At 64.3% G+C, this 26,384-nt stretch carries 24 protein-coding genes; 17 read left to right on the forward strand and 7 right to left on the reverse strand.

Features of this window, described 5'->3' with window-relative positions:
* Window positions 1–60: 60 nt before the first annotated feature.
* Window positions 61–1,410, forward strand: a complete 1,350-nt coding sequence (locus tag PQR08_RS05020) for an MFS transporter (protein WP_250484570.1) — start codon at window positions 61–63, stop codon at window positions 1,408–1,410.
* Here the strand turns inward: PQR08_RS05020 and PQR08_RS05025 are convergent.
* The 6 genes from PQR08_RS05025 to PQR08_RS05050 all read right to left on the reverse strand — a co-directional run bounded on the left by PQR08_RS05025 (window position 1,404) and on the right by PQR08_RS05050 (window position 8,252).
* Window positions 1,404–1,886 (reverse strand): hypothetical protein, encoded by a 483-nt coding sequence (locus PQR08_RS05025; protein ID WP_250484571.1) that lies wholly within the window; start codon window positions 1,884–1,886, stop codon window positions 1,404–1,406. The genes PQR08_RS05020 and PQR08_RS05025 overlap by 7 nt on opposite strands.
* A 705-nt stretch (window positions 1,887–2,591) precedes the next feature.
* Window positions 2,592–3,485: an alpha/beta fold hydrolase gene (locus tag PQR08_RS05030; protein ID WP_250484572.1), complete on the reverse strand. Its 894-nt coding sequence runs from the start codon at window positions 3,483–3,485 to the stop codon at window positions 2,592–2,594.
* Window positions 3,486–3,785: 300 nt separating this feature from the next.
* Window positions 3,786–4,250, reverse strand: a complete 465-nt coding sequence (locus PQR08_RS05035; RefSeq protein ID WP_250484573.1) for a hypothetical protein — start codon at window positions 4,248–4,250, stop codon at window positions 3,786–3,788.
* Window positions 4,251–4,523: 273 nt separating this feature from the next.
* Entirely contained in the window at window positions 4,524–5,351 is an 828-nt protein-coding gene (locus PQR08_RS05040) for a shikimate dehydrogenase family protein (protein WP_250484574.1), read from the reverse strand.
* Window positions 5,352–5,576: 225 nt separating this feature from the next.
* A complete protein-coding gene (locus PQR08_RS05045) occupies window positions 5,577–7,295 on the reverse strand; it encodes a SulP family inorganic anion transporter (RefSeq protein ID WP_250484575.1) in 1,719 nt (572 codons plus the stop codon).
* A gap of 69 nt (window positions 7,296–7,364) precedes the next feature.
* The gene (locus tag PQR08_RS05050) at window positions 7,365–8,252 is read right to left on the reverse strand and encodes an NAD-dependent epimerase/dehydratase family protein (RefSeq protein ID WP_250484576.1); all 888 of its coding nucleotides are present in this window, start codon (window positions 8,250–8,252) and stop codon (window positions 7,365–7,367) included.
* 145 nt (window positions 8,253–8,397) lie between these two features.
* On the opposite strand from PQR08_RS05050, the gene PQR08_RS05055 reads away from it, so the two are divergent.
* The 8 genes from PQR08_RS05055 (at window position 8,398) to PQR08_RS05090 (ending at window position 16,427) form a co-directional block, all read left to right on the forward strand.
* Window positions 8,398–10,194, forward strand: coding sequence for an FAD-dependent oxidoreductase (locus PQR08_RS05055; RefSeq protein WP_250484577.1), 1,797 nt, complete (start codon window positions 8,398–8,400; stop codon window positions 10,192–10,194).
* On the forward strand, window positions 10,191–11,927 hold the full coding sequence (locus PQR08_RS05060; protein WP_250484578.1) for an FAD-dependent oxidoreductase: 1,737 nt from the start codon (window positions 10,191–10,193) through the stop codon (window positions 11,925–11,927). The genes PQR08_RS05055 and PQR08_RS05060 overlap by 4 nt, the downstream gene beginning before the upstream one ends.
* On the forward strand, window positions 11,924–12,535 hold the full coding sequence (locus PQR08_RS05065) for an NIPSNAP family protein (protein ID WP_250484579.1): 612 nt from the start codon (window positions 11,924–11,926) through the stop codon (window positions 12,533–12,535). The genes PQR08_RS05060 and PQR08_RS05065 overlap by 4 nt, the downstream gene beginning before the upstream one ends.
* Window positions 12,536–12,547: 12 nt before the next feature.
* Window positions 12,548–13,372, forward strand: a complete 825-nt coding sequence (locus tag PQR08_RS05070) for a sugar phosphate isomerase/epimerase family protein (RefSeq protein ID WP_250484580.1) — start codon at window positions 12,548–12,550, stop codon at window positions 13,370–13,372.
* A 72-nt stretch (window positions 13,373–13,444) separates the two neighbouring features.
* Window positions 13,445–14,293 (forward strand): IclR family transcriptional regulator, encoded by an 849-nt coding sequence (locus PQR08_RS05075; RefSeq protein ID WP_250484581.1) that lies wholly within the window; start codon window positions 13,445–13,447, stop codon window positions 14,291–14,293.
* Between the two features lie 87 nt (window positions 14,294–14,380).
* Window positions 14,381–14,578 (forward strand): type II toxin-antitoxin system RelB family antitoxin, encoded by a 198-nt coding sequence (relB, locus tag PQR08_RS05080; protein WP_250484582.1) that lies wholly within the window; start codon window positions 14,381–14,383, stop codon window positions 14,576–14,578.
* Window positions 14,575–14,859 (forward strand): type II toxin-antitoxin system RelE/ParE family toxin, encoded by a 285-nt coding sequence (locus tag PQR08_RS05085; RefSeq protein WP_250484583.1) that lies wholly within the window; start codon window positions 14,575–14,577, stop codon window positions 14,857–14,859. The genes relB and PQR08_RS05085 overlap by 4 nt, the downstream gene beginning before the upstream one ends.
* Window positions 14,860–14,960: 101 nt before the next feature.
* On the forward strand, window positions 14,961–16,427 hold the full coding sequence (locus tag PQR08_RS05090; RefSeq protein ID WP_250484584.1) for a cytochrome P450: 1,467 nt from the start codon (window positions 14,961–14,963) through the stop codon (window positions 16,425–16,427).
* A gap of 5 nt (window positions 16,428–16,432) precedes the next feature.
* Here the strand turns inward: PQR08_RS05090 and PQR08_RS05095 are convergent, their stop codons facing one another.
* Window positions 16,433–17,074: a helix-turn-helix domain-containing protein gene (locus tag PQR08_RS05095; protein ID WP_187606383.1), complete on the reverse strand. Its 642-nt coding sequence runs from the start codon at window positions 17,072–17,074 to the stop codon at window positions 16,433–16,435.
* Between the two features lie 234 nt (window positions 17,075–17,308).
* On the opposite strand from PQR08_RS05095, the gene amaB reads away from it, so the two are divergent.
* From amaB to PQR08_RS05135, 8 genes are all read left to right on the forward strand, one after another.
* Window positions 17,309–18,808 carry an L-piperidine-6-carboxylate dehydrogenase gene (gene amaB, locus PQR08_RS05100; protein WP_250484585.1) on the forward strand — a complete coding sequence of 500 codons (1,500 nt, stop codon included), beginning with the start codon at window positions 17,309–17,311 and terminating at the stop codon, window positions 18,806–18,808.
* A gap of 7 nt (window positions 18,809–18,815) precedes the next feature.
* Window positions 18,816–19,988: an NAD(P)/FAD-dependent oxidoreductase gene (locus PQR08_RS05105; protein ID WP_250484586.1), complete on the forward strand. Its 1,173-nt coding sequence runs from the start codon at window positions 18,816–18,818 to the stop codon at window positions 19,986–19,988.
* A 268-nt stretch (window positions 19,989–20,256) separates the two neighbouring features.
* A complete protein-coding gene (locus tag PQR08_RS05110; protein WP_035507395.1) occupies window positions 20,257–20,448 on the forward strand; it encodes a hypothetical protein in 192 nt (63 codons plus the stop codon).
* 302 nt (window positions 20,449–20,750) lie between these two features.
* Complete coding sequence (locus PQR08_RS05115; RefSeq protein ID WP_238216896.1) at window positions 20,751–21,137, forward strand: PaaI family thioesterase; 387 nt, start codon at window positions 20,751–20,753, stop codon at window positions 21,135–21,137.
* A gap of 17 nt (window positions 21,138–21,154) precedes the next feature.
* Entirely contained in the window at window positions 21,155–22,072 is a 918-nt protein-coding gene (locus PQR08_RS05120) for a LysR family transcriptional regulator (protein ID WP_250484587.1), read from the forward strand.
* 778 nt (window positions 22,073–22,850) lie between these two features.
* A complete protein-coding gene (locus tag PQR08_RS05125; protein WP_250484588.1) occupies window positions 22,851–24,044 on the forward strand; it encodes a CaiB/BaiF CoA transferase family protein in 1,194 nt (397 codons plus the stop codon).
* On the forward strand, window positions 24,041–24,973 hold the full coding sequence (locus PQR08_RS05130) for a hydroxymethylglutaryl-CoA lyase (RefSeq protein WP_250484589.1): 933 nt from the start codon (window positions 24,041–24,043) through the stop codon (window positions 24,971–24,973). Before PQR08_RS05125 ends, PQR08_RS05130 begins: the two co-directional genes overlap by 4 nt.
* Before the next feature lie 47 nt (window positions 24,974–25,020).
* The gene (locus PQR08_RS05135; protein WP_250484590.1) at window positions 25,021–26,358 is read left to right on the forward strand and encodes an MFS transporter; all 1,338 of its coding nucleotides are present in this window, start codon (window positions 25,021–25,023) and stop codon (window positions 26,356–26,358) included.
* Window positions 26,359–26,384 lie beyond the last annotated feature (26 nt).

The following is a 26,384-nucleotide window of genomic DNA, read 5'->3' on the forward strand; positions in this document are numbered from 1 at the left end:
TGTTCAGGCAAAAAGGCGCGCTCAAGACGCCGGCCTTCTCACGCCCATCTGGAGCGAGACATGTCGAAGTCGATCAGCACGGCGGCGCTCAGCCCGAGTTCCGTCGCGGAAATACACGCCCTGTCGGACGATGCGCTGTTTCGCAAAATCGCGTGGCGCATCATTCCGTTTTTGTTTCTGTGCTACGTGGTGTCGTTTCTGGACCGCATCAATATCGGCTTCGCGCAGTTGCAGATGAAGCACGATCTCGGTTTCTCCGATGCGATGTACGGCCTCGGCGCCGCTGTGTTCTACGTCGGCTATGTGCTCTTCGAAGTGCCGAGCAACCTGCTGCTCGCGAAGTTCGGCGCACGCCGCACGTTCACGCGGATCATGCTGCTGTGGGGCGCGGCATCGGTCGGCATGATGTTCGTCGCGACGCCCGGGCATTTCTATCTGCTGCGCTTTCTCCTCGGCGTGTTCGAGGCGGGCTTCTTTCCGGGCATCGTGTTGTATCTGACGTACTGGTTTCCGGCGAAGCGGCGCGCCGGGGTGATGTCGGTGTTTTTCGCGGGCGTCGCGGTGGCGGGCGTGTTCGGCGGACTGGTGTCCGGCTGGATCATGCGCGACATGGCGGGCGTGATGGGCTTGCACGGCTGGCAATGGATGTTCGCGATCGAGGGCGCACCCGCGGTGCTGCTCGGCCTCGTCGCCTTGCGGGTCCTGGTGGACACGCCGCGCGATGCGCACTGGCTCACGCAAGGGGAACAGGAGCGCCTGGCCGCGCTGTGCCCGCAAACGAACGCCAGCACCGATGCGCACGACCGCCGCGGCCTGCTCGACGCGTTGCGCAACCCGCGTCTCTATCTCTTCGCGTTCATCTATTTTTCGCTGACGTGCGCATCGCTGACGCTGAGTTTCTGGATGCCGCTGATGATCCGCGATTTCGGCATCACCGATGTGCTGTCCGTCAGCCTCTACACCGTCGTGCCGAACGCGATCGGCGCGGTGGGACTGATTCTGATCGCGCGCCATTCGGATCGCGTCGCTGAGCGGCGCAAGCATTTCGCGTGCTGCACGATCGGCGGCGGCATCGCGCTCGCGGCGCTCACGCTGCACTTTCCGAGCTTTCCGCTGATGCTCGCGATTCTCTCGCTCGCGGCGACCCTGATTTTCGCCGCGCTGCCGATTTTCTGGGCCGTGCCCGCGAGCCATCTGCCGGGCAAGAGCGCGGCGGCGGGCATCGCGGTCATCAGCAGTATCGGCATCACGAGCGGCATCGTGAGTCCGTGGGTGATCGGCCAGATCCGCACCGTGACGGGCAGCATGGATCTCGCCGTGCACCTGCTTTCGCTGTTGCTCTTCGCGAGCGGCGCCGCGCTGCTGTTCGGGCTGCGTGGCGAACGGTCCTCAACGCGAAGCGCCTACTGAGGCGCGGCGGCGGCCGCCATCGCCTTGAAGTTTTCGGGCGTGGCGAAAGCGAGATATTCGGCCTGCATCTCGGGCGTGAGGAATTCGAGCATCGTCGAGTTTTCGATCCAGAATTCGATCACGCGGAAGAAGTTGTCGCCGCGCGTGCAGCGCACCGCGCGCCAGCCTTCGCGCTCGCCGATCGCGATGACGTCTTCCGCGCTCAGCTTCGTCGCGATCGCCATATGGAACGCGCTGTACTGCGGACGCTTCAAAGTATTGGCGCCGTAGCTGACGCTTTCCTCGTGACCGCCGCCCGGCGTGATGACCTGATCGCTCGGATAGACCTCGATGATGCTGCCTCGATCGTCGCCCGCGACCGCCATCCACGCGTCGGGAAACGGCGAGAAGGGCGCGGCGAAGCCGTCCCACAGTTCGGCAAGCACGTGCGCGACGTGCTTCGGATCGTTGGCGGGAAGGGATGCGTGGAAGATCATCGCGGTGGACTCCGATGGAGGTGGGCAGGACTGCGCGGCGATGCTTTCATGTCGCGCGCGTCGGTGTCAATCAGCGTCGCTACTGAGCGCTGATACCGTTCGATCGCGCAGGAGAAAGTGATTGCTTCATTTTTGTAACGTTCAACCTGAAGATCAGGGTGACCTTTGCAGGTCGGAAACTTTTAAGGTTTGCTAACATTGTGAAAGAGAGAGCCCTATAAGTAATTTTCAACATTTCAGGTGAGCAATGCGAGTGAGTCAAGGAGGCACCAAGATGTGGTGTCCGACATGTAGACAGGTAACTGTCTGCAAAGGTATTAGCCCAAGTTTCATCGGCGAATCGGGACGACGTTGGCATCGCACGGATCATAACGACATAAACTGGTTCCGCCGGGGCCGAGAATGTCAGACGTGCCTCACGGCTTTTGTCACTGCCGAGATTGACGAGCAGTTCATAGATGAACTGGTCGAGCTAAGAGATTCACTCGCTGAACTGAAGAAAAATGCCGAGGCCTACACGAAAGAATCGAGAGCAGCCTCTGCATCGCTTGAAAAGCTCACGAATGCCTTGAGCGTGCTCCGTGCGCTGAAAATGTACGAAACAGCTTAGTGCAGGGTCTCTTTGTCCACGCCGTTGGCTAAAGACCACATGGAGGTGATCCGCGCATCTTGTCATTGCGCGGCGTTTCAGATGTGTGATTGAGCTTACTCGGTCAGCTGCTTGGGCGGATGCGCTTCGCTTGCGAACTTAGCGATATCCGCCGTCAGTCGCGCCGCATCGCTCAGAAAAACGCCATGCGGCGCGCCTTCGTAGACGACGAGCCGCGCGTTCGGAATCAGGTGCGCCGTGAGTTGCGAGGTCAGTTCGAGCGGATTCGACACGTCGCGGTCGCCCTGCACGATGAGCGTCGGCACGTCGATATCGCGCAGTTCGTCGCGAAAATCGCCGCTGCTTACCGTTTCGTTGCACGCGAACAGCGCCTGATGCGACGTGCGCAACGCCATTTCCCGGATCCAGTCGATCATCGCCTGCGATGCGCCCGGCCCGGCGAACGGCCGCGCATTGTCTGCGAGCCACTTTGGATAGTCCGTCATCAAGTCGTGCTGGAAGGCGTCGACGTATGCGCGGTCGATGCCATCCGGATTGTCCGGCGTCTTCGCCAGCATCGGCAACGTCGATGCGATCAACGCCAGGCGTGCGACGCGCGCGCTGCCGTGACGCGTCAGATAGCGCACCGCTTCCGCGCCGCCCATCGAATAGCCGACGAGCGTGACATTCGAAAGATCGAGTGCGTTCATGACGGCGGCGAGATCGTCCGCGAGCGTGTCGTAATCGTAGCCGGTGGCCGGATCGCTGGAGCGGCCGTGGCCGCGCCTGTCGTAGGCGATGCAGCGAAAGCCCTGACGCGCGAGCGGCAGCATCTGATACGCCCACATGTCGCCCGGCAGCGAATAGCTGGGGACGAATACGATGGTCTTGCCGTTGCCGTGCGTAGCTTCGGGCTGCCAGTCGCGATAAAAAAGCTCGACGCCGCCGCTCGTCGCGACGTAATTCGGGCGGGCGATTTCGGCGTGAACTCGATAATGATTCGCGGGCATGTCCGTCTCCTTGTCGATGATCAGTGTGATTGCATCGTCGCAGGAGGAGGTGGGCCGGGCAATTACGTCGAAGGTAATAGGCCGCATGCAAAAAAACGCCGCCTGGAGAGGCGGCGGGAGTGCATCCGTGTGGGGGCTCGATATTCCGAGGGCGGACGCATGAGGAGGTGGGGCAACCCAGTATGGCAAAGCCCTGCACGAAACACAATCGCGGCCGCGAATTACTGCGTTTCAGGATAGATCGCGCGGATCGTTCGATATGCGAATGAATCGATCGGACTGTTGCGAGTTGCGATGCTGTCAGCAGGCGTCCGCGCTCGTCAGCCTCGGATAGCCGGGCTGGCTGGAATCGATCGTCGTCACGCACGCGCCTTCGTTGAGTTCGAGCGTGCTGTCGACATCGCGCTTCGAGCCGTCGTTCATCTGCACGCTATAGCGGTTTACCTTCGCGGTCTGTTCCGGCGCCTTCTCGAACAGGCTCGTCAGATCGAAGCTCAGGCCCGCGCCGCCGCCCACGCCATTCCAGCCATTCCCGCCGATGCCACCGGCACCCACGCCGACCGATGGGCCCGAAGACGGCGCCGCGCCCGTCGACACGGTCGTCAGATATTGCTTGCCGACGATTCGCCCGATCGCGAGCTTGCTGTCCGCCGGCAGCGGCGCCGATGCCCCCGGCCCGGTCGCGCACGCGGCGAGCGTGGCGAATGCGACGGCCGCGAAGCACGCACGCGCCGCGCGTCGAATTCCTTTTCGATTCAATTTCATTCCAGCCTCTTGCGTGCGCCCGCACGCGTTTCATTGGCCCTCGAAGCGAGCGCGCGTGTCTCATGAGAAACGCGCGCTCGCGCCGGCGTGTCCGAAACGTCGCGCAAAAAAACGCCGCCCGGCGGAGGGCGGCGCTTGTCTGCGATTCGCTTCGAAACCAGCAGGCCGGTGCGCATCGCGAGGGACGCGATGCGCGGCCGGAATGTTGAACGAATGCGCGCCGCGATTGAACCAGAATGCTCTGATTCCTTGCGCGGCGAATGTTGTGCGTCGTCAGTCTTTCAACAGATACGCGACGATCGCATCGCACACGCGGCCGAACATCTGCGTGCCGGTGACGGTCGTGCAGCCGCGCGCGCGAGCAGCTTCGATGAAGGGCGTAAGCGGCGGTTTCGTCACAACGTCGCCGACGAAGGTCGTTGGCGGCAGGCGCGAGACGTCGATCGGCAGCGCATCGCCGGGACGCATGCCCGCCGGCGACGCGTTCACGATGAGGTCGTAGCTTTCGGCGGGCGCATCGTTGGCGACGCTCACCGCGCCGCGGCCCAGCGCGGCGAGCCGCGAGGCGAGGGCGCTCGTGCGCCCGGCGTCGAAATCGCGGATCGCGAGCGACACGACGCCTGCATCGACGAGCGCGTGGCCGATCGCCGAGCCCGCGCCGCCCGCGCCGATCAGCAGCGCGCGTTTGGCCTTCGGCTCGCAGCCCGCGTCCCGCAGCGCGGCGACCATGCCGATGCCGTCCGATGCGCCGCCGTGCCAGGTGCCGTCGGCGTCGCGCTTGAGCATGTTGACCGCGCCGAGAAACGCGCCTTCGTCCGTCAGCGACTTGCAGTGCGCCGTCGCGCCGAACTTGTGCGGCACGGTGATGATGACGCCGTCGCAGTTCTGCAAGTGCGCGATGCCCGCGAAGAACGCGTCGAGATCGCCGGGCGCGACGTGCGCCGGAATCACGATCGCGTCGCGGCCCGCCGCTCTCAGCGCCGCCGTCACGCCGGAGGGCGAGCGCACCTGCGCGATCGGATCGCCGACGATGAAATAGACGCGCGTCGCGCCGCTCAAGCCCGCATCGAGCGATGCGGAAAAGGAAGTGTCCTGCGCCATGCCTTGCCTGCCTCCTGATTCGTGATCGAAATCTGTGATAGCCCGTGATGTGAATAGTAGTTGAATATGGAATAGCATTCAACAAAATCGTGTTTGCTAGTTGAGGCAACTAACGGTCAATGATTCAAGCCTCCACGAGACTGCAAGAGCACCGCGAGGTCGAACGCGAATCGTTGTGGCCTCTGCAATGCAGGGATCCGCGACAGAGCGCACGCCCGTCACACCTCACAACGCATCAGGCACATGCGCGCCCGAATTCACGCCGGCCGCTGCGAGCGCCTCGTGCAGCGTGTCGAACACGTTCGACGCCCCGAGCACCGGCGTAAGCCCGTGCCGATCCATGTCGTTGCGCAGAAAGCGGTTCACGCGGCCGAAGATCACCGCGACGCCGCGCGCCCTCAGCGTCTCGATCAGCTCGCCGATCGTGCGGGCCGCCGAGTAGTCGAGATCGGTGATCGCGCCGGCATCGACGACGAGATGACGCAATCCGTCGGATGCCGTATCGACGAGCTTCGTCACTTCCGACGCGAAAAAATGATCGTTCGCGTAGAACAGATCCGCGCCGAAGCGGTAGACGATCAGTTGAGGCGTGGTCATCGCGCCGGGTTTCGTCGGCATGAACTGCCAGGGTTTGCCGGGCGCGACGGGCATAAGCACCATCGTGTGCGGGTGATAGCTGTGGCGCACATGCCGCATCAGCGAGAGCGCGACCGCGAGCAGAATGCCGTGCTCGACGCCCGCCAGCACCACCGCGGCCGCCGTGATGAGCGCGAGCGCGAATTCGCCCGGACTTTCGGCGCGGATGTCCTTCAGGCTCTGCACGTTGACGAGGCCGATGGCGATCGTGAACACGATGGCCGCCAGCACGCAATGCGGCAGATAGCGCAGATAGCCGCTCAGAAACAGCAGCACGACGGCGACGACTGCCGCGAAAACGAGCTGTCCGAACTGGCTGCGCGTGCCGGCGCGCTCGGCCATCGCGGTCTGCGTCGGGCTGCCGTTGACGACGAAAGTGCCGCTCAGCGACGCCGCCGCGTTCGCCGCGGCGAGGCCGAGAATGTCGCTGTTGGTATCGACGTCCTCGTGATACTGCTGCGCGAACACGCGCGCGGCGGCCGCGCTCTGCGCGATGATCATCACGAAGCACGACGCCGCGACGGGCACGATATCGAGACATTGCTGCCACGTGACCTGAGGAAAGCGGATCGGGGGCAAGCCGCCGTCGATGGGACCGAGCACCGAAATACCGCGCGCCGCGAAGTCGAAGAACTTGCTCGCGACGATGCTGCCGATCACCGCGACGAGCGGTATCGGCAGACGAGGCGCGAAGCGCTTGCTGCCCAGGATGGCGACGATCACGACGAGCGCGAGCAAAAGCGTCGGCCCGTGCGCGTGCATGACATGCCCGATCACGTAGACGAGTTGCGCGAGGCTGCGCGAGGACGGATACGGCACGGTCATGCCGAAGAGGTCGCCGAGCATCGCGATCGACACCTGCACGCCGACGCCCGCGAGAAAGCCCGTCAGCACGGTGCGCGACAGAAAATCGGCGAGAAAGCCGAGCTTGAAGAGGCGCGCGAGCAGCAGGAGCGCGGCGGTCTGCAGCGCGACCATGCCCGCAAGCGCGACATATTCCGGACTGCCCGCGGCGGCCATCGACGAAAGCCTGCTCGCGAAGATCGTTGCCGTCGCGGAGTCGGCGGCCACCACGAGATGCCGCGATGCGCCGAAGAGCGCGAACGCGAAGAGCGGCAGGAACGCCGTGTAGAGGCCCGTCACCGCGGGCATGCCGGCGATGCGCGCATAGCCGAGCACCTGCGGAATGTCCATCGACGCGAGCGAAATGCCGGCGAGCGCGTCGCGTAACGCGGCGGCGCGGTTGATCGGCAGGATGCCTTTGAGCAGCTTCGTACTGGCCGGGGGCGTTCGGGTCGTGTCTTGCATGCGTGGCACCGTGTTCCTGAAGTAGCGAATCGTGCCCCAAGGAACAGGCGGTGCCAAGGCCTGCTTTCTCTACCGGTAGAACGCCACGGTTTGCCGCAATCCGTCGATGAGCGGCGTCTTCGCGAGGCCAGGGAGCATTCGCGCGAGCGCGGGATCGTCGGGAAAGGACGTCGCGATGGGCAAGGGCGCGCCCGCCGCGTCGATGCGCGCGTCCGGCGCGATCTGCGTAAGCGTCGCGATCACGGTTTGCATCGGCGTGATATCGCCCGCGAGCGTGAACGCGTGCGCGCCGTCGAACGTGTGAGTGAGCGCGCGTTCGTAGGCGGCGGCGACGTCGTCGGCGTAGACGAGTCCCGTCGCGCCGGTGAAGGGAATCGTGTACGGCTCGCCGCGCGCGGCCGCACGGCAGGCGAGGCTCGGGCCCGCGCTCGATCCCGTCTCGCGCCCCGCGCCGTACACGACGAGCGGCCGGAAACCGATACTCGCGATCCCGTGGTCGTGCCAGTACGCGCGCGCCGAGCCTTCGCACGCGAGCTTGAACGCGCCGTAGTGCGTCGTAGGGAACGGCGTCGCGCCGTCGTCGGGGCCGAAGACGCCCGCGCTGCTGGCATACAGCACCGAGCGCAAGCCGCACGCGATGGCCGCGTCGAACACGTTGAGCGTGCCGATCAGATTGATGCGCGCGCCGCGCACCCGATCGGCGGCGCAGGCGGGCGTGAGCACGCCGGCGAGATGGATGACGGCGTCGCAGCCTTCCAGCGCTCCCGCGACATCGCTCGCGTCGCCGATATCGCCGATCCGCCATTGCACGTCATCGGCGCGTTCGGGCGCGAGCGCGCGCAGGAGCCGCGCGTCCTCGCGCACGTCGAAAGCGCGCACGTCCATATCGCGGGCGAGCAGCCGCCGCATCACCCACGCCGCCAGAAAACCGCTCCCGCCTGTCACCAGCACTCGCATATCGTTCCTCCGTTCGTCTCAAAAAAGAACTTGGCTTCATCCGCGTTTCTGGAATAGTATTCCATTATCAAAGCGAGTTCTACTGAAAACACGCGTTGCGGGTCGTCGAATGAAATGATGATTTGTAGCGCGACGGAGCGGACGAATGGTAGAGACACTGAACAATCTGGGACAGAACGAAACGTTCGATGTAATCGTGGTCGGCGCTGGCGGCGCGGGCATGTCGGCGGCGCTCGTCGCGGCCATCGACGGTGCGCGCGTGCTGCTCGTCGAAAGCACGGAATACGTCGGCGGCACGACGGCCTTTTCGGCGGGAACGACGTGGATTCCCGCGTCGATGCACGCGGCGAGCGTCAATCGCGACGATACATCCGCGAACGCCGAAGGCTTTCTGAATCGCGCGGTCGGCGAGCGCAGCAGCGTCGCGATGCGCCGCGCGTTTCTCGATGCCGGCCCGAAAGCCGTCGCGCATATCGAAGCGAACTCCGACGTGAAATATCGCGCGCGCCCGTTTCATCCGGATTATTTGTCCGAAATCGAAGGCTCGACGCTGCGTGGACGCGCGCTCGAGCCGCTGCCCTTCGACGGCCGCAAGCTCGGCCGCGCGTTTTCGCTGATCCGTCCGCCGATTCCCGAATTCACCGTGCTCGGCGGCATGATGGTCGATCGCGACGACGTCGGGCACCTGCTCAACATGACGAAGTCGTTCGCGTCGTTCAGACACGCGGCGAAGCTGCTCGCGCGTCACGCGCGCGACCGCATGAGCGCGCCGCGCGGCACGCGGCTCGTGATGGGCAACGCGTTGATCGGAAGATTGCTGCATTCGTTGCTTCAGCGTGGCGTCACGGTGCTGACGAACACGAAGATCGATGCGTTGGAGAGCGGCCCGAACGGTATCGAAGCCGTGACGCTGAGCCACGTCAACGAGCGGCGTCGCGTGAACGTGAAAGGCGGCGTGATTCTCGCGAGCGGCGGCTTCAACCGTCATCCGACGCGTCGCAGGGAGATGTTGCCGGGCGCCGATCCGTCGTGGTGTCCCGGCGCACCCGGCCACACCGGCAGCGCGCAGGATCTCGCGCTCGACGTGGGCGCGCGCTTCGGCGAGAGCGCGTTGTCGAACGCGTTCTGGGCGCCGGTTTCCGTGCGCAAGCGCGCCGACGGCACGACCGCCGTGTTCCCGCACTTCATCATGGATCGCGGCAAGCCGGGCATGATCACCGTCGACAAGACCGGCAAGCGCTTCCTCAACGAAAACACGTCGTATCACCTGTTCGGCATCGCGATGCAGAAAGCGAACGAAACGACGTCTTCGGTGCCCGCGTATCTCGTCACGGACTCCGAAGGATTGCGCAAGTACGGGCTCGGCATGGTGCGTCCGGGCGGCAAAGGGCTCGCGCCGTTTCTCGCCGATGGCTATCTGGTCGAAGGCAAGACGCTCGACGAACTGGCGACCAAGCTCGGCATCGACAAGACAGGCCTCGCCGATAGCGTCGCGCGCATGAATCGTTATGCGCAGACCGGCGTCGATGAGGATTTTCAGCGCGGCACGACGGATTATCAGAACGCCAATGGCGACGCCAACTGGAACGGCCCGAACAAGTGCCTCGGTCCGATCGGCCAGGCGCCGTACTATGCGGTGCGGCTCTATCCCGGCGATATCGGCGCGGCGACCGGCCTCGTCACCGACACGCACGCGCGCGTGCTCGATCGCGACGATCGGCCGATCGGCGGCCTTTACGCGTGCGGCAACGACATGCAGTCGGTGATGGGCGGCGTCTATCCCGGCCCCGGCATCACGCTCGGTCCGGGTCTCGCGTTCGGCTATCTGGCGGCGCGGCATGCGGTGGCGCGCGGCAAGGCATCGCGCGCGGCGTTGACGGACGCGCGCGATGAAGCGCTCACGTTGCCCGTCGAACTTCAATCGCCCGCACACGCCAAATGAAGCTCGAACCGATTCTCGAATGCGACGTCCTCGTGCTGGGTTCCGGCGCGGGCGGCTTGTCGACGGCCGTAACCGCGGCGACGCAGGGCCTTTCCGTGCTCGTCTGCGAAAAGGAAGACGTGTTCGGCGGCACGACCGCGTGGTCGGGCGGCTGGATGTGGATTCCGCGCAATCCGCTCGCGACGCGCGCGGGCATCGTCGAAGATGAAAGCGTGCCGCGCACGTATCTGAAGAGCGAGCTCGGCGCGCAGTTCGACGCCGCGAAGGCCGATGCGCTCATCGAGCACGGGCCGCGCATGATCGAATTCTTCGAGCGCAACACGTCGATGCGTTTCATCGACGGCAATCGCATTCCCGATTTCCACACGACGCAAGGCGCGGCCACGGGCGGGCGCTCGGTCTGCGCGATGCCGTTCGACGGGCGCGAGCTCGGTCCGCTGATCGACAAGCTTCGGCCGCCGCTGGCCGAAGTGACGATCAAGGGCATGGCGATCGCGTCGGGGCAAGACCTCGCGCATTTTCTGAACGCGACGCGCAGCGCAAAGTCGGCGTGGCACGTGACGAAGCGCTTCGCCGCGTTCGCGTGGCACATGCTGCGCTATCGCCGTTCGATGCACCTCGTGAACGGCAATGCGCTCGTCGCGCGCCTGTTGAAGTCGGCGGCGGATCGCGGTGTCGATCTGCGCACCGGCGCGCGCGCGGTGTCGCTCATGCGCGAGGAGAATCGCGTGACGGGCGCGCGCGTCGAGATCGACGGCGTGATGCATGAAGTGCGCGCGCGGCGCGGCGTCGTGCTCGCGTGCGGCGGTTATCCGCACGACGCGAAGCGTCAGGCCGAGACGTTTCCGTATGCGCCGCACTGGTCGGCTGCGCCGAAGAGCAATACCGGCGATGGCATTCGTATCGGCGAAGCGGCCGGCGCGCATTTCGATGCGTCGCTCGAAGCGCCCGCCGCATGGGCGCCGGTTTCGCTCGTGCCGAAGGCCAAGGGCGATGCGGCCGCGTTTCCGCATCTGATCGAGCGCGCGAAGCCGGGCGTGATCGCTGTGACGCGCGCGGGCCGGCGCTTCACGAACGAGGCGTCGTCGTACTACGACTTCATCTCCGCGCTGATCGGCACCACGGCGCCGGGCGAGGAAGCCTGCGCGTGGCTCGTCTGCGATCATCGGTTTCAGCGCAGATATGGCCTCGGTTTCGCGAAGCCGTTTCCGTTCCCGCTCGGCCCGTATGAGCGCTCGGGTTATCTGAAATCCGCGCCGACGCTCGAAGCGCTCGCGCAGCAATGCGGCATCGATGCGCGCGGCCTCGCCGATACCGTCGCCACGTACAACGGCTACGCGAAAGACGGCTTCGATCCGCAATTCCACAAGGGTTCGACGCCGTACAACCGCGTGCAGGGCGATGCATCGCACACGCCGAATCCGTGTCTCGCGCCGATCGCCGATGGCCCGTTTCACGCGGTGAAGCTCGTGCCGGGCAGCCTCGGCACCTTCGCCGGACTCTCGACGGATGCGCGCTCGCGCGTGCTCGACGAATCGCGCACGCCGATTCGCGGCCTCTACGCGGTCGGCAACGACGCCGCGAGCATGATGGGCGGCCACTATCCCGCGGGCGGCATCACGCTCGGCCCGGCGATGACCTTCGGCTATCTCGCGGGTCTCGAACTGGCCGAACCGGCCCGCGTCGACATCACGAATCTCTCCAACTTCAAACAGGCAAGGACTCTGCAATGACTCTGTACGACACAGTCACGTTGACGGTGAAGATCGGCGCGAACGCGCAAGTCTTCGAGAACATCAAGGCGAGCGGCGATGCAGCCGGCTCGAAGCTGCTCGGCTGCTGGTATTCGGATATCGGCGCGCTCGGCAAGGTCATGGTGCTGCGCGGCTTCGAATCGGAGGTCGCATTGATCAAGGAGCGCCAGCGCCTGCTGCTCGAAGGCAATCCGTTCGGCTGCGGCGAATTCATCACCGATGTCGAAGTGAGCAGCTACGCGCTCTTTCCGTTTCTGCCGCCGATCGAGCCCGCGGTACACGGCGGCATCTACGAGATGCGCGTCTACGGCACGAAGCTCGCGAGCCTGCAACATACGATCGATGCATGGAAGAACGCCGTGCCGGAGCGCACGACGCGCTCGCCGCTCATCGGCGCGATGTACGCGCTGGATGGCACCGTGCCGCGCTTTCTCAACATCTGGCCGTACAAGAGTGTCGACGAGCGCTCGCGCATTCGCGCGGAAGCCGTGAAGGACGGCATCTGGCCGCCGAAGGGCGGACCGGCTCATCTGACGACGATGGAATCGACCATCTACATGCCCGCGCCGTTCTCGCCGCTGCGCTAATTGGAGACATCGATGTCACGACGCAAGCTGTCTTTGTCCGCGCTGACGGTTCTCGAACTGACGCCGCCGCAGATGGTCGAGTGCGCGGCGCAGGCGGGCTACGATTTCGTCGGCCTGCGGCTCTTGCCGGCGACCGATACCGAGGTGCGCCATGAGATCGTCGGCGCGACGCCATTGAGGCGCGAAACGCTCGCGGCGTTGAAAGACACCGGAATCGGCGTGCTCGATGCCGAAATCCTGCGCCTCAAGCCCGACACGAACGTCGCCGATTACGAGCCGATGCTCGAAACCGCCGCGGCGCTCGGGGCGCGCTACGTGCTCGTCGCGGGCAACGATCCCGACGAGGCGCGCACCGCCGACCGGCTCGCGGCGCTCTGCGATCTCGCGAAACCGTATGGCCTGTCCCCGTCGCTCGAACCGATGCCCTGGACCGACGCGAAGGACATCGTGCAGGGCGCGCGCATCGTGAGGGCGGCAGAGCGCGCGAACACGGGCCTGATCGTCGATCCGATTCATTTCGACCGCGCGGGATCGTCGACAGAAACGCTGCGCGAATTGCCGCGCGAATGGTTCGGCTACGTGCAGTTCTGCGATGCGCCCGCCGAGCGTCCGGCCGATCTCGACACGCTGCTTTATCAGGCGCGTGCCGAGCGCATGATTCCGGGCGAGGGCGGGATCGATCTCGCGGGCATCCTGCGCGCGTTGCCGGATGGCTTGCCGCTCTCGATCGAAGTGCCGATGAACCAATGGGCGAAGACCGCGAACGCGCTGACTCGGGCGAAGCGTCTGGGTGACGCGACGCTCGCGGTGCTTGAGGAGACCTACGCCGAACATTGATGCGTGCCGGTTGAATTCCGAGGTGGAATCGTGTTCTACTCATGCCGCATCGGAACTTCGAGAGACTGAAAGATGGCAGGGAATCTTGAGCGGGCGTTGTCGATCATCGAGTTGCTGGCGAAAAACGGCGGGCGGATGCAGCTCGCCGCCATCGCCGATACGCTCAACATTCCGCGCAGCGGCACGCACCGGCTGCTCGCGATGCTGATCGACGAAGGCTATGTCCGGCAGGACGAGGATCACGGCGAGTACATGCTCGCGCTGAAGCTCGTGTCGCTCGCGCTCATCTATCTGTCGACCGGCGGCGTGCTCGATGTGTCGCAGCCGGTGCTCGACCGGCTCGCGGCGCAGTCGGGCGAACTGGCGCGCCTCGGCGTGGTCGAGGGCGATCACATCACGTTCGTCGGCAAGGCGCAGGGCGCGAAGTCCGGGCTGCGCTACGACCCCGACATGGGCAGCCAGCCGCCGCTGCATTGCACGGCGAGCGGGCAGGCATGGTTGTCGTCGCTCACGGACGAGGAAGCGCTCGAACTCGTGTCGAAGCAGGGCGGCCTGGGCAAGCCGGGCGCGGGCGGTCCGAAGGCGCCGAAGACGATTGCGCAATTTCTCGCGGACCTGCAGGCGGCCCGCGAGCGCGGCTATGGGATCGCGAGCGAGACGTACGAGGCCGGCATGACGTCGATGGCCGCGCCGATTCATCATCCGGTGACCGGTGTGGTCGTCGGGGTCGTGAGTCTCGCTGGCCCGACGAGCCGTTTGCCCGACGCACGGCTGAAGGAGCTTGCGCCGGCGCTGCTGGAAGCGGCATCGGACATGGGCGCGGCGACGTTGAGTTCGCCTTATTTCAAGCGGCCGGTGGTGAAGACGGAGGAAGCGGTTGCGGTGGGGAAGGTGAAAAAGAAGAACGTGAACGTGACTTGATGCTACGCGCAATCGGCCGGACGGACGAGGTGACGGGCGGGAAACGCCTGCGTTATCATCGTTTTCACTATGAAACGAGAATTTGAAATGCCTACTCCACTCGATCCGATCGTCTCTGAATTCGCCACTGTTGAGGAAGCGGAAGCTTATGACCAGTGGTTTCGGGAGAAAGTAAGACGCTCGATGGCGGATACGCGGCCGCGCGTGCCGCATGACCAGGTGATGGCCGAAGTGGAAAAGGTCATCACTGAGGCCGAGAAACGTCACAAGTCGAGGGCCGCTTGACGTTCCAGATTGTATGGACTCAAACCGCGCGCCTCGACCTCCTGCAGATCATCCGTTATATCGCCGAACGCAACCCGTCCGCTGCACGAGCAATCAAGAGCGCGATTGAAGCAGCACCGCAATCTGCTGCGATCGCACCCTATCTGTATCGCAATGGTCGTATTCTGGGGACTCGTGAGATTGTCGTTCACCCGAATTACATCGTCGTTTACGCGGTAATGTCAGACCGCATCGAAGTGCTGAATGTGCTGCATGCAAGACAGTGCTATCCGTTCGAATGAGTGACGGTCGCAGTGAGTCAGCACTTGACGCTGACGGATAAGACACCCCATCCCGCGCTCCTGCACTATCCTCCACAGATCAAGCCCACACGAGGCCGATCATGAACGCGGCGCCCATCACCACGTCCCTGCGTGAAATCGATGACCTGCCGTCGCCGCGCGGCCTGCCGCTCCTGGGCAACCTGCATCAGTTGCCGCCCGCCACGCACCATCTGACGCTCGAACGCTGGGCTGCCGAACTCGGCACGCCTTACGTGTTCCGCTTCGGCACGACGCCCGTCACGGTCTGGAACGACATCGAACTGTCCCACGCCGTGATGCGCGAGCGGCCGCATCGCTACCGCCGCTATGCGCCCATCGAAAATATCCTGAAAGAGTTCGGCTGCAACGGGCTTTTCTCGATCGAGGGCGCGGCCTGGGAGCCGCAGCGCCGTCTCGTGATGCAGGCGCTGTCGATTCCCCACATCAAGGCGTTTTACCCTACGCTCGCCGCGATCACCGAGCGGTTGCGGCGGCGCTGGGAAGCCGCGGCGCGCGAGGGGCGCGTGGTCGACATGACAGACGATCTGAAGCGCTTCACGGTCGATGTCACGAGCGCGCTCGCGTTCGGCGAAGATCCGAACACGCTGGAAAACGAGCGCGTGCTGATCCAGGAGCAACTGGCGATGCTGCTGCCGATGCTGATGGCGCGCGTGAACGCGCCCTTCGCCTACTGGCACTACGTGAAGTTCCCGCGCGACCGCAAGTTCGATGAAGCGCTGATCGACGTGCATCGTCACATCCGCGAACTGATGGCGAGAGCACGCGCCCGCATGCGCGAGGAAGCGGCGGCCGAAGCGTGCGCGACGCCGCTCGGCGACACGGCCCACGCGCCGCGCAATCTGCTCGAAGCGATGCTCGCCCTGCGCGATGCGCCCGGCTCCGGCATCACCGACGACGAAGTCGCCGCCAACGTGCTGACGATGCTCGTCGCGGGCGAGGAGACGACGGCGACGTCGATCGCATGGGCGCTGCTCTTTCTCGGCTCCGACGATGCGTTGCAGGCGCGCGTCGCCGCATCCGCGCGGGGCGTGCTGGGCGACTCGCCGGTGTGCCCGAGCTATGGCGCGATGCGCGAGCTCGACCTGTGCGAAGCGGTGTGCACGGAAGCGAGCCGTCTGCATCCGGTCGCGCCGTATCTGTCGTTCGAACCGCTCGAGGAAGTGCGGCTGCAGGGCGTTCGCTTGCCCGCGGGCACGAAGATGTTCATGCTCAACCGTCCCGCGATGATGGATCCGAACAACTACGCCGATCCCGAGCATTACGACCCCGACCGATGGCTGCACGACCATCGGCATGAAAGCGCGTCACAGCGCGGCGCGCATGAACCGCGCGCCTATCTGCAATTCGGCGCGGGGCCGCGTGTGTGTCCGGGGCGGCATCTGGCGGCGGTGGAGATGCGCCTCGTCGTGTCGATGCTGACGGCGAACTTTACCGCCCGGCTCGCCACGAATCCCGCCGATATCCGCGAGATTTGCACGTTCACCGCGGTCCCGAGCGAAATGCCGATGCGTCTCGCCGTGCGATAACGGCGTCAGCCCGCGTCCACCGCGTCGGCAGCGGTTGACGATGGCGCCGGTACGCCGCCGCCTGTCGCCATCCACAGCACTTCGGCGTCTTCCTCGCTCGTCGATATGGCCGCGTGGCCGGTGCGGCTGTCGAAATAGATGCTGTCGCCGGCATTCAGATGCGTCGGCGCGTAGAGTTCGGAGTAGAGGCACACGCTGCCGCTCATCACGTAGAGAAATTCTTCGCCTTCGTGACGGCCCCAGTCGTCGAATGCATCGAGCGTATGCGCCGAAATGCGGATGCGAAACGGCAGCATCGCCTTGTGTGCGAGCTCCGTTGCGAGCAATTCCATCTGATAGCCGCGATACGCGTGGCGCTGCCCCTCGTCGCGGCGCGTGAGCGCGCGCCGGCCGCTTGCGTTCGGCGCGGGCGCCGTGCCGAACAGTTCGGCAAGGTCGATCTGCAGCCCGCGCACGATTTTCTGGAGCACGTCGAAAGTCGGCGACATCAAGCCGTTTTCGATTTTCGACAGCGCCGACCGCGATACGCCGCAAAGCCGGCTCGCGGTTTCGAGCGTCAGATCATGCGCGAGCCGTGCGCGTTTCACCCGGCGTCCGAGATCGGATGCGGATTGTTCGGGCGAATTTTTCGTGCTGGGGCTAGGCATAGGAGAATCGTTTTGTTTCCGATCATAACATCGCGCGAGCGCCGCCAGAATGCTGAGCGACGCCGCGAAACAACCCGAATCTACCGCCGCAAAAGGCCGCCCGCATTGGTGACAACCCCAATATTGTCCGCTGTTGTGAGCGACGGCGGCAGCGCGTATAGTGGCCGGACTTACGAAAGTTTCTTATCAGAAACTTCGATCTGAAGAACGCACCGCTTCAAAAGGACTCCCATCGTGAACGCACAATCGATTCTTTCCGACCTCGGCATCGCGAGCCTCGTCACCGATGGCGACATCGCCGTGACTTCACCGATCACGGGCGAAGTCATCGGCCGGGTGAAGCAGAACACCACCGCCGACGTCGACGCCGCCCTCGGCGCCGCGCGCACCGCGTTCGCCACGTGGCGCAACGTGCCCGCACCGCGACGCGGCGAGCTCGTGCGTCTGCTCGGCAATCGCCTGCGCGAGAAAAAGAAGGCGCTCGGCCGCCTGGTGTCGCTCGAAGCGGGCAAGATTCTTCAGGAAGGCTTGGGCGAGGTGCAGGAAATGATCGACATCTGCGATTTCGCCGTCGGTCTCTCGCGCCAGTTGTACGGCCTGACGATCGCGTCCGAGCGCCCCGGCCATCGGATGGCGGAGACGTGGCATCCGTTCGGCGTGTGCACGATCATCTCGGCGTTCAATTTTCCGGTCGCGGTGTGGTCGTGGAACGCGGCGCTCGCGCTCGTGTGCGGCAATGCGGTCGTGTGGAAGCCGTCGGAGAAGACGCCGCTCACCGCGCTCGCCGTCGATCGCATTCTCCGTGACGCCATCGAGGAATTCGGCTCGGCGCCGGCGGGTCTCGCGTCGGTGATCATCGGCGGGCGTGAAGTCGGCGCGGCGCTCGTCGCGGACAAGCGCTCCGATATCGTCAGCGCGACGGGCAGCACGGAAATGGGCCGCAAGGTCGGCGTCGCGGTGGCGGAGCGTTTCGGCCGCTCGATTCTCGAACTGGGCGGCAACAACGCGGGCATCGTCTCGCAGACCGCCAATCGCGATCTCGCGCTGCGCGGCATCCTGTTCTCGGCGGTCGGCACGGCGGGACAGCGCTGCACGTCGCTGCGGCGTCTTTTCGTGCATGACAGCATCTACGACGAAACCGTCGCGCGCCTGAAAGATCTCTACGCGAAGGTGCCGGTCGGCAATCCGCTGGAGCAGGGCGTGCTGATGGGCCCGCTCATCGACGCGCAGGCATTCGCGCGCATGCAGGACGCGCTGGAGCAGGCGAAGGGCGAGGGCGGCAAGGTGTCTGGCGGCGAGCGCGTCACCGTGAAGGGCCAGGAAAACGGCTACTACGTGCGCCCGGCGCTCGTCGAAATGCCGTCGCAAACGGATGTCGTGCTGAAGGAAACCTTCGCTCCGATCCTCTACGTGATGCGCTATTCCGACTTCGATGAAGCCATCGCCGCGAACAACGCCGCCGCGCATGGTCTGTCGTCGTGCGCGTTCACGACGGATCTGCGCGAGGCCGAGCGCTTCCTGTCAGCATCGGGCAGCGATTGCGGCATCGCCAACGTGAACATCGGGCCGAGCGGCGCGGAGATCGGCGGCGCATTCGGCGGCGAGAAGGAAACCGGCGGCGGACGCGAATCGGGCTCGGATGCGTGGAAGGCCTACATGCGCCGCGCGACCAACACGATCAACTACTCGTCGGAATTGCCGCTGGCGCAGGGCATCGACTTCAATCTGAGCTGAGGGCGATGTGAGTTCAAGCGTTGTCATCGTGGGCGGCGGGGTGATCGGCAGTTCGGTGGCGTACTTCCTGCGCGCATCGGACCCGACGGTGCAGGTGACGGTGATCGAGCGTGATCCGACTTACGCGCGCTCGTCGTCGGCGCTCTCGGCCGCCTCGATCCGGCAGCAGTTCTCGACGCCGCTTTCGGTGCGCATGTCGCTCTTCGGCATCGACTTCCTGCGCTCGATCGGCGAACGGCTCGAAGTGAATGGCGAACGTCCGTCGATCGATCTGCACGAAGGCGGCTATCTCTTTCTCGCGACGCCGGCAGGCGCGGCAACGCTGCGCGAGAACCACGCGCTGCAACGCGAACTCGGCGCGGACATCAGCCTGCTCGATCCTGCGCAACTGCATGCGCGCTTTCCGTGGCTCAATACGGACGATCTCGCCGCGGGCGCGTTCGGCGAGAGCGGCGAAGGCTGGTTCGATGGCTACGGACTCGTGCAGGCTCTGCGGCGCAAGGCGCAGTCGCTCGGCGCGCGCTATGTGACGACGGAAGTCGTCGGCATCGAACGCGAAGGACGGCGCGCGAGCACCGTGCGCGCGGCCAACGGCGAAACGTATCCGTGCGATGTCGTCGTCAATGCGGCGGGCGCGTGGTCGCGCGCGATCGCGGCCATGCTCGGCATCGACATTCCGGTGTACGCGCGCCGGCGCAGCATCTTCAACGTATCGTCGCCGGCGAAGCTCGAACGCGCGCCGTTGCTGATCGATCCGACCGGCGTCTATTTCCGTCCGGAAGGGCGCACGTATATCTGCGGCACGTCGCCCTCGGCGGACAACGATCCCGACGATCTGCCGCTCGACGAAGTCGATCACGCGCTCTTCGACGATGTGATCTGGCCGACGCTCGCGCATCGCGTGCCGGAATTCGAGGCGTTGCGGGTGGAGCGTTGCTGGTCCGGCTATTACGAATACAACGTGCTCGATCAGAACGCGATCATCGGTTTCCACCCGGATCTGGAGAATTGCATTTTCGCGAACGGATTCAGCGGCCACGGCCTGCAACAAGGCCCGGCGACGGGACGCGGCGTGAGCGAACTGATTTTGCGCGGCCGTTACGAGACGCTCGATTTATCGCCGCTGGACTGGACACGCGTGCTCGAAGGCCGGCCGATCATCGAAAAGAATGTCGTATAACTGATAGATGACCTGGAAACGCCGCTTTCCATAACGGATCATTTAAGTCTGCCCGGTCTTTTGCACCGGGCATTTTTTTAGCTACGAAATAGACAGGCGGGTAGAAAACTGGCCGGGATGCGTTTCGAACGGGCATTCTTATCATCATCGTCACGCTTGCGTGCGAAGTCCATCAACGTAATCCACTAGGGCCACAGGCTTTCGATAAGCGCATTCTGGAACCATCGAGACGCTTTTTTCTTCGCGCTTCACAGAAAGGAGACAAAACATGGAAGCGAATACGAGCGCGCATTTCTATGCCTGGATCGACGACGGCGAACTGCCGCCGGACACGAGCGTTACTGTGTCGCATCGTTCCAGTCAGGTATCCGCGGCACCGGAATATGTCGCCGAAATTTGCGGACGTTTCGCAAAGACGGAAGAGGAAAAAAATTCCTGCGTGATTCGTGGTTATAACTGACGACTTAATGCAAGTGTTGCGCGCGTGACACGGTTTTTCACGGCGCACATAAAAGCGCATGAAAATGCGCACGGCGCTATTCATGAAGAAGCTTCATGAAACGCATAATGCCGGTTTAATCAAGCCGGCGTGGTGATTCTTGTGTGCGTTGTCAAACGGAAATAATCGTTGATTTGTAAATAGAACCCGCCGTGTGCGGGTTTTTTCATGCACGGCGCATTCTGCAAGGCGTTCGATCCGTTCGGCAGTCCGCGCCCGGCGATGGCACAATCGCTCGCAAACGCACGCAATCAGGAGCAGAAGTGGCGAATCTGGATCTGGACAATCCGTTTCTCGAAGCGCTCGGCGCGACCTTCACCGAATGGCGCGCGGGCTATGCCGAATTCACGATGCCGATCCAGGCGGGACATCTGAACCGGCAGCGCATCCTGCAGGGCGGCGCGATCGCCACGCTGCTCGACGCGGCGTGCGGCTACGCGGGCCTTTTCACGACGGGCGACGCGCCCGTGCACGGCTTCACGCTCTCGCTGACCGTGAACTATCTCGATCGCGGCATCGGTGACAAGGTCGTCGCGAAAGGCTTTCTCGAGCGGCAGGGACGCTCCGTGTACTTCGCGCGCGGCGAGGCGTGGGTCGACGATCGCGTGATGATCGCGAGCGCGCAAGGCACGTTCAAATACGCCCGCTGATTCCCACACGTCCGCCGATGGCCACGCGAAACCTCCTCAGACGCCTCGATCTCACGACGCTGCAACTCTTTCTCGCGGTATTCGAGGAGGGCACGCTCACGCGCGCGGCCGAGCGCGAGGCGATCGCGGTGTCGGCGGCGAGCAAGCGGCTGCTCGAACTGGAGCAGGCCGTTGGCGCCGTGCTGTTCGAGCGCAAGGCGCGCGGCATGCAACTGACGCCTGCGGGCGAAACGCTGCTTCATCACGCGCGGCGTGTATTGCGCGATGTCGAGAACATCGGCATCGAACTCGCCGAACATGCGAGCGGCGTGCGGGGCTATGTGCGGATGATGGCGAACCTGTCCGCGATCGTCGAATTCCTGCCGGAGGATTTGCGCGCGTTTTCGTCCGTGCACGACCAGATCAAGATCGATCTCGAAGAGCGGCCGAGCGGCGGTATCGTGGAGGGCGTGGCGGACAGTCTCGTCGATCTCGGTATCTGTTCCGGCGATGCCGACACGCGCGGACTCGAAAGCGCGCATTACCGTCACGATCGGCTGGCGCTCGTCATGCCCGGCGATCATCCGCTGGTGCAGCGCGCGAGCGTCGCGTTCGCTGAGACGCTGGATTTCGATCACATCGGCCTGCATTCGGCCAGCTCAATCAATATGCGCACGCATCTCGCGGCGCGACAGGCGGGGCGTGCGCTGCGGCTGCGCATCCATGTGCCCGGTTTCGATGCCGTGTGCCGCATGGTGCAGGCCGGCATGGGCGTGGGCGTGCTGCCGTTGCAGGTGTTCGAAGCGATGGGCCGTCAGCTCGGGCTTGCGGCTGTGCCGCTCGATGACGAATGGGCCGCGCGTAGCCTCGTGATCGTCGTGCGGGATTCGGACGCGCTCTCGCCTGTGAGTCGGTTGCTGTTCGAGCATTTGCGGACCGTCGAAGCGCGGGGGTAGAGGTTGTTGTTGGCGCTTTTGCTGGTTGTTTTTCGTTGGATCCCGATTTCGCTGTGGTCTATTAGCACTGCCCCTGTGCGGGGCGGCAGTCACTTTCTTTGCTGCTGCAAAGAAAGTAACCAAAGAAAGCAGCTCGTTTAAGCCCGCGGTCACACGCACGTTGGCCATGCTTGCCAGCCGGAAGTGGCACTCGCCTAAGTGTCGCCCTCGAGAGACTTGCCGGGCTTGGCTCGCGCACGGTCTGACACATCGCACCACAGAACAAACTGGTTCAGCACCAAATAGCTCCGGCCCGCTTCGCGGCCGACCGGTCAATCGGGTCGGCGCGCGCTTCTTCTCGACGGTTTCCCTCGCATCCCCAACGGCAGCGCGTAGCGCTGTGCCGAAGCCATTTCGTGCTGAACCAGCGCGCTGAATCGTCTCGGGCGGCAGACCGTGCGCGAGCCAAGCACGATTGGGCTTTCGAGGGCGCCACTTAGGCGAGTTCCACGGGCGGCTGGCAAGCGTGGCTAACGTGCGTGTGACCGCGGGCCTAAACGAGCTGCTTTCTTTGGTTACTTTCTTTGCAGCAGCAAAGAAAGTGACCCCCGCCCCGGGGAGGGGCAGTGCTAATAGACCACCGCGAAACCGGGATCCGGCGAAAAACCGAACGTCTCCGAACCACGCCCCCCAACGACCGTTCGCATTCCACGAACGATCCTTGCCGAAATGCGGTTGGACGCCCACGAGCGTTCGCCAATAAGCTTGTCTCCACAGTACAAATCAGGAGACAGGCACCATGAGCGGACCCCTTCAAGGCATTCGCGTCATCGAAATCGGCACGCTGATCGCAGCGCCTTTCGCGGCGCGCATGCTGGCCGAGTTCGGCGCGGAAGTCATCAAGATCGAAGCGCCAAACAGCGGCGATCCCCTTCGCAAATGGCGAAAACTCCACGAGGGCACGTCGCTCTGGTGGTATCTGCAATCGCGCAACAAGAAATCGGTGTGCGTGAATCTCAAGTCGCCCGAAGGCGCGGACGTCATCAAGCGGCTGGCCGTGGATGCCGACATCGTCATCGAAAACATGCGTCCTGGCGCGCTCGAAAAGCTCGGCCTTGGCTGGGACGTGCTGCACGCGATCAATCCCAAGCTCACGATGGTCCGCATCTCCGGCTACGGCCAGACGGGCCCGTATCGCGATCGGCCGGGCTTCGGCGCGATCGGCGAAGCGATGGGCGGCATCCGCTACACGACGGGCGACGCCGAAGGCCTGCCGGCGCGCGTCGGCGTGAGCCTCGGCGATTCGCTCGCGTCGCTGCATGGCGTGATCGGCGCGCTGATGTCGGTGCTGCGCGTGAAGACCGGTCAGGGCGATGGACAAGTTGTCGATGTCTCGCTCGTCGAAAGCGTTTTCAACCTGATGGAAAGCCTCGTCCCCGAATACGACCTGCTCGGCCATGTGCGCGAGCGCAGTGGCGGGGCGTTGCCGGGCATCGCGCCGTCGAACACGTATCGCACGGAAGATGGCGGCTTCGTCGTGATCGCGGGCAACAGCGATCCGATCTACCGGCGCCTGATGCACGTGATCGGCCGCCCCGATCTCGCCGACGATCCCGCGCTTGCCCACAACGACGGCCGCGTGAAGCAGAGCGCGATGCTCGACGAAGCGATCACCGCCTGGACCTCGCATCACTCCATGGACGACGTGCTCGCGACGCTCGAACGCGAGGAAGTGCCGTCGGGCCGCATCTACTCGGTCGCGGACATCGTCGACGATGCGCACTATCGAGCGCGCGACATGCTGCTGCAGGCGGACTTGCCGGGCGGCGCATCGGTGAAGATGCCCGGCATCGTGCCGAAGCTCTCCGACACGCCGGGCGAAGTGCGCTGGCAAGGTCCGGCGCTCGGTGAGCACACGCAATCGGTGCTGGAATCGCTCGGCTTTCACGCCGATGAAGTGCAGCGGCTGCGTGCCGAAGGAGCGGTTCAATGAATCATGCATACAAAGAACCACTGATCGTTCAGGAAGTCGCGCCGCGCGACGGCTTGCAGATCGAAAAGCAATGGGTCGAGACCGAAGACAAGATCGCGCTGATCGACGGACTTTCGACGTGCGGCTTCACGCGTATCGAAGCGGGCTCGTTCGTGTCGCCCAAGGCGATTCCTGCGCTGCGCGACGGCGACGCGGTGTTCAACGGCATCCGGCGCGAAGCGGGCGTGATCTATGTCGCGCTCGTGCCGAACGTGAAGGGCGCGGAACGCGCGCTCGCTGCCCGTGCCGATGAACTCAATCTCGTGATGTCCGCGAGCCAGACGCACAACCGCGCGAACATGCGCATGAGCTGCGAGTCGTCGCTGGCCGGGTTCGGCGATGTCGTGCGGCTCGTCGAGCGCGCTGCTTCGAAGGTCGCATTGAACGCCACCGTGGCCACCGCGTTCGGCTGTCCGTTCGAAGGGCGCATCGACGAGGATCGCGTCGTGTCGATCGTGCGGACCTATCGGGAAATGGGCATCGCCGGCATCACGCTCGCCGACACCACCGGCATGGCGAATCCGCGCCAGGTCGCGCGGCTCGTTACGCGGGTGCTCGAAGACGTGCCCGCCGCGGACCTGACGCTGCACTTTCACAACACGCGCGGTCTCGGCCTCGCCAACGTCCTCGCCGCCTACGACGCCGGCGCGCGCCGCTTCGATGCCGCGCTCGGCGGTCTCGGCGGCTGTCCGTTCGCGCCGGGCGCATCGGGAAACATCTGCACCGAAGACCTCGTGAACATGTGCGAGGAGATGGGCATCCCGACAGGCGTCGATCTGCAAAAGCTGATCGCGCTGTCGCGCACATTGCCCGCGCTCGTCGGACACGAGGTATCGGGACAAGTCGCGAAGGCGGGACGCAATTGCGATCTGCATCCGGTGCCCGAGTAAGTGCGGGCCATCTGATTCAAAAGACCAGAACAACATTGGAGACAATCATGAGCGATCTGAGCGTAAGCGCGGCGGACAAGCCGCAAACAACCGAAAACACCGCGGACATCATCCGCAAGGTGGCATGGCGGCTGATGCCGCTCATCATGCTGTGTTATCTATTCGCGTTCTTCGACCGCATCAACATCAGCTTCGCGAAGTTTCAGCTACAAAGCACGCTCGGTTTCTCCGATACGGCTTACGGCCTCGGCGCGAGTCTTTTCGTGATCGGCTACGTGCTGTTCGAAGTGCCGAGCAACATGCTGCTCTACAAGGTCGGCGCACGGCGCTGGATCGCGCGCATCATGATCTCGTGGGGCATCGCAACCGCGCTGATGGTGTTCGTGCAGACGGAGTGGCAGTTCTACGGATTGCGCTTCATCATCGGCGCGATGGAAGCAGGCTTCGCGCCTGGCGTGCTGTACTACCTGACGCTGTGGTTCCCGGCGAGCTATCGCGGGCGCATCACGTCGCTGCTGTTTCTCGCGTCGGCGTTTTCGGGTCTGGTGGGCGCGCCGCTTTCGGGTCTCGTGCTCGGTCATATGAACGGCGTGTTCGGCATTGCCGGCTGGCACTGGCTGTTCCTGCTTGGCGGCCTGCCTTGCGTGCTGCTCGGCGTGCTCGTGCTGAAGGTGCTGAAAGATCGCATCGATGACGCCGCGTGGCTCACGGGCGCGGAGAAGACCTATCTGAAGAGTCAGATTTCGACGCAAAGCCAGCATACCGACACCGGCCATTCGCTGTTCGGCGCGATCAAGACGCCTGGCTTCCTGATGCTCGGCCTGATCTACTTCCTGATTCAGATTGCGTCGTATGGCCTGAATTTCTGGGCGCCGCACCTGATTCGCGCGGCGGGCACGCAGAATCCGACGATCATCGGTCTCCTGACGGCGGTGCCGTACATCTGCGGCGCGATCTGCATGGTCGTGGTCGGCCGCATGTCGGATCGCTCGGGCGAGCGTCGCAAGTTCGTGGCGATCCTGCTCGTGATGGCGGCAATCGGCTTCTTCGCGGCGGGCATCTTCGACAAGCAGACGACGCTTCTCATCGCCGCGTTGGGCGTGATGGGCGCGGGCGTGATCGCTTCGATCCCGGCGTTCTGGGCGCTGCCGCCGAAGCTTCTGACCGGCGCGGGCGCGGCGGGCGGCATCGCGCTGATCAATACGCTGGGACAGCTCGGCGGCATCGTGAGTCCGGTGATGGTCGGCCGCATCCGCGACACGATGGGCAGCACGACGCCCGCGCTGTACGCGATCGGCGCGATGAGCGTGGTGTGCGCGCTGTTGCTGCTGTTCGGCTTGCCGCAATCGCTCAGGCAGCGCGATCATTCGGAGCAGAAGGCCTGACGCAGCGCCTGCCTCGAATGTGAAAA

It is taken from the genome of Caballeronia jiangsuensis (assembly GCF_046030135.1).
In the GTDB taxonomy this organism is placed as follows: Bacteria; Pseudomonadota; Gammaproteobacteria; order Burkholderiales; family Burkholderiaceae; genus Caballeronia; species Caballeronia jiangsuensis.

Bases quoted from the DNA above. Each gene is read 5' to 3' on its own strand.
- PQR08_RS05060 (WP_250484578.1), top strand. From the start codon at position 10,191: ATGAAGCTCGAACCGATTCTCGAATGCGACGTCCTCGTGCTGGGTTCC.
- PQR08_RS05035 (WP_250484573.1), bottom strand. From the start codon at position 4,250: ATGAAATTGAATCGAAAAGGAATTCGACGCGCGGCGCGTGCGTGCTTC.
- PQR08_RS05125 (WP_250484588.1), top strand. From the start codon at position 22,851: ATGAGCGGACCCCTTCAAGGCATTCGCGTCATCGAAATCGGCACGCTG.
- PQR08_RS05020 (WP_250484570.1), top strand. From the start codon at position 61: ATGTCGAAGTCGATCAGCACGGCGGCGCTCAGCCCGAGTTCCGTCGCG.
- PQR08_RS05090 (WP_250484584.1), top strand. From the start codon at position 14,961: ATGAACGCGGCGCCCATCACCACGTCCCTGCGTGAAATCGATGACCTG.
- PQR08_RS05050 (WP_250484576.1), bottom strand. From the start codon at position 8,252: ATGCGAGTGCTGGTGACAGGCGGGAGCGGTTTTCTGGCGGCGTGGGTG.
- PQR08_RS05095 (WP_187606383.1), bottom strand. From the start codon at position 17,074: ATGCCTAGCCCCAGCACGAAAAATTCGCCCGAACAATCCGCATCCGAT.
- PQR08_RS05075 (WP_250484581.1), top strand. From the start codon at position 13,445: ATGGCAGGGAATCTTGAGCGGGCGTTGTCGATCATCGAGTTGCTGGCG.
- PQR08_RS05110 (WP_035507395.1), top strand. From the start codon at position 20,257: ATGGAAGCGAATACGAGCGCGCATTTCTATGCCTGGATCGACGACGGC.
- PQR08_RS05135 (WP_250484590.1), top strand. From the start codon at position 25,021: ATGAGCGATCTGAGCGTAAGCGCGGCGGACAAGCCGCAAACAACCGAA.
- PQR08_RS05045 (WP_250484575.1), bottom strand. From the start codon at position 7,295: ATGCAAGACACGACCCGAACGCCCCCGGCCAGTACGAAGCTGCTCAAA.
- PQR08_RS05065 (WP_250484579.1), top strand. From the start codon at position 11,924: ATGACTCTGTACGACACAGTCACGTTGACGGTGAAGATCGGCGCGAAC.
- PQR08_RS05055 (WP_250484577.1), top strand. From the start codon at position 8,398: ATGGTAGAGACACTGAACAATCTGGGACAGAACGAAACGTTCGATGTA.
- relB (WP_250484582.1), top strand. From the start codon at position 14,381: ATGCCTACTCCACTCGATCCGATCGTCTCTGAATTCGCCACTGTTGAG.
- PQR08_RS05040 (WP_250484574.1), bottom strand. From the start codon at position 5,351: ATGGCGCAGGACACTTCCTTTTCCGCATCGCTCGATGCGGGCTTGAGC.
- PQR08_RS05025 (WP_250484571.1), bottom strand. From the start codon at position 1,886: ATGATCTTCCACGCATCCCTTCCCGCCAACGATCCGAAGCACGTCGCG.
- PQR08_RS05030 (WP_250484572.1), bottom strand. From the start codon at position 3,485: ATGCCCGCGAATCATTATCGAGTTCACGCCGAAATCGCCCGCCCGAAT.
- PQR08_RS05130 (WP_250484589.1), top strand. From the start codon at position 24,041: ATGAATCATGCATACAAAGAACCACTGATCGTTCAGGAAGTCGCGCCG.
- PQR08_RS05120 (WP_250484587.1), top strand. From the start codon at position 21,155: ATGGCCACGCGAAACCTCCTCAGACGCCTCGATCTCACGACGCTGCAA.
- PQR08_RS05070 (WP_250484580.1), top strand. From the start codon at position 12,548: ATGTCACGACGCAAGCTGTCTTTGTCCGCGCTGACGGTTCTCGAACTG.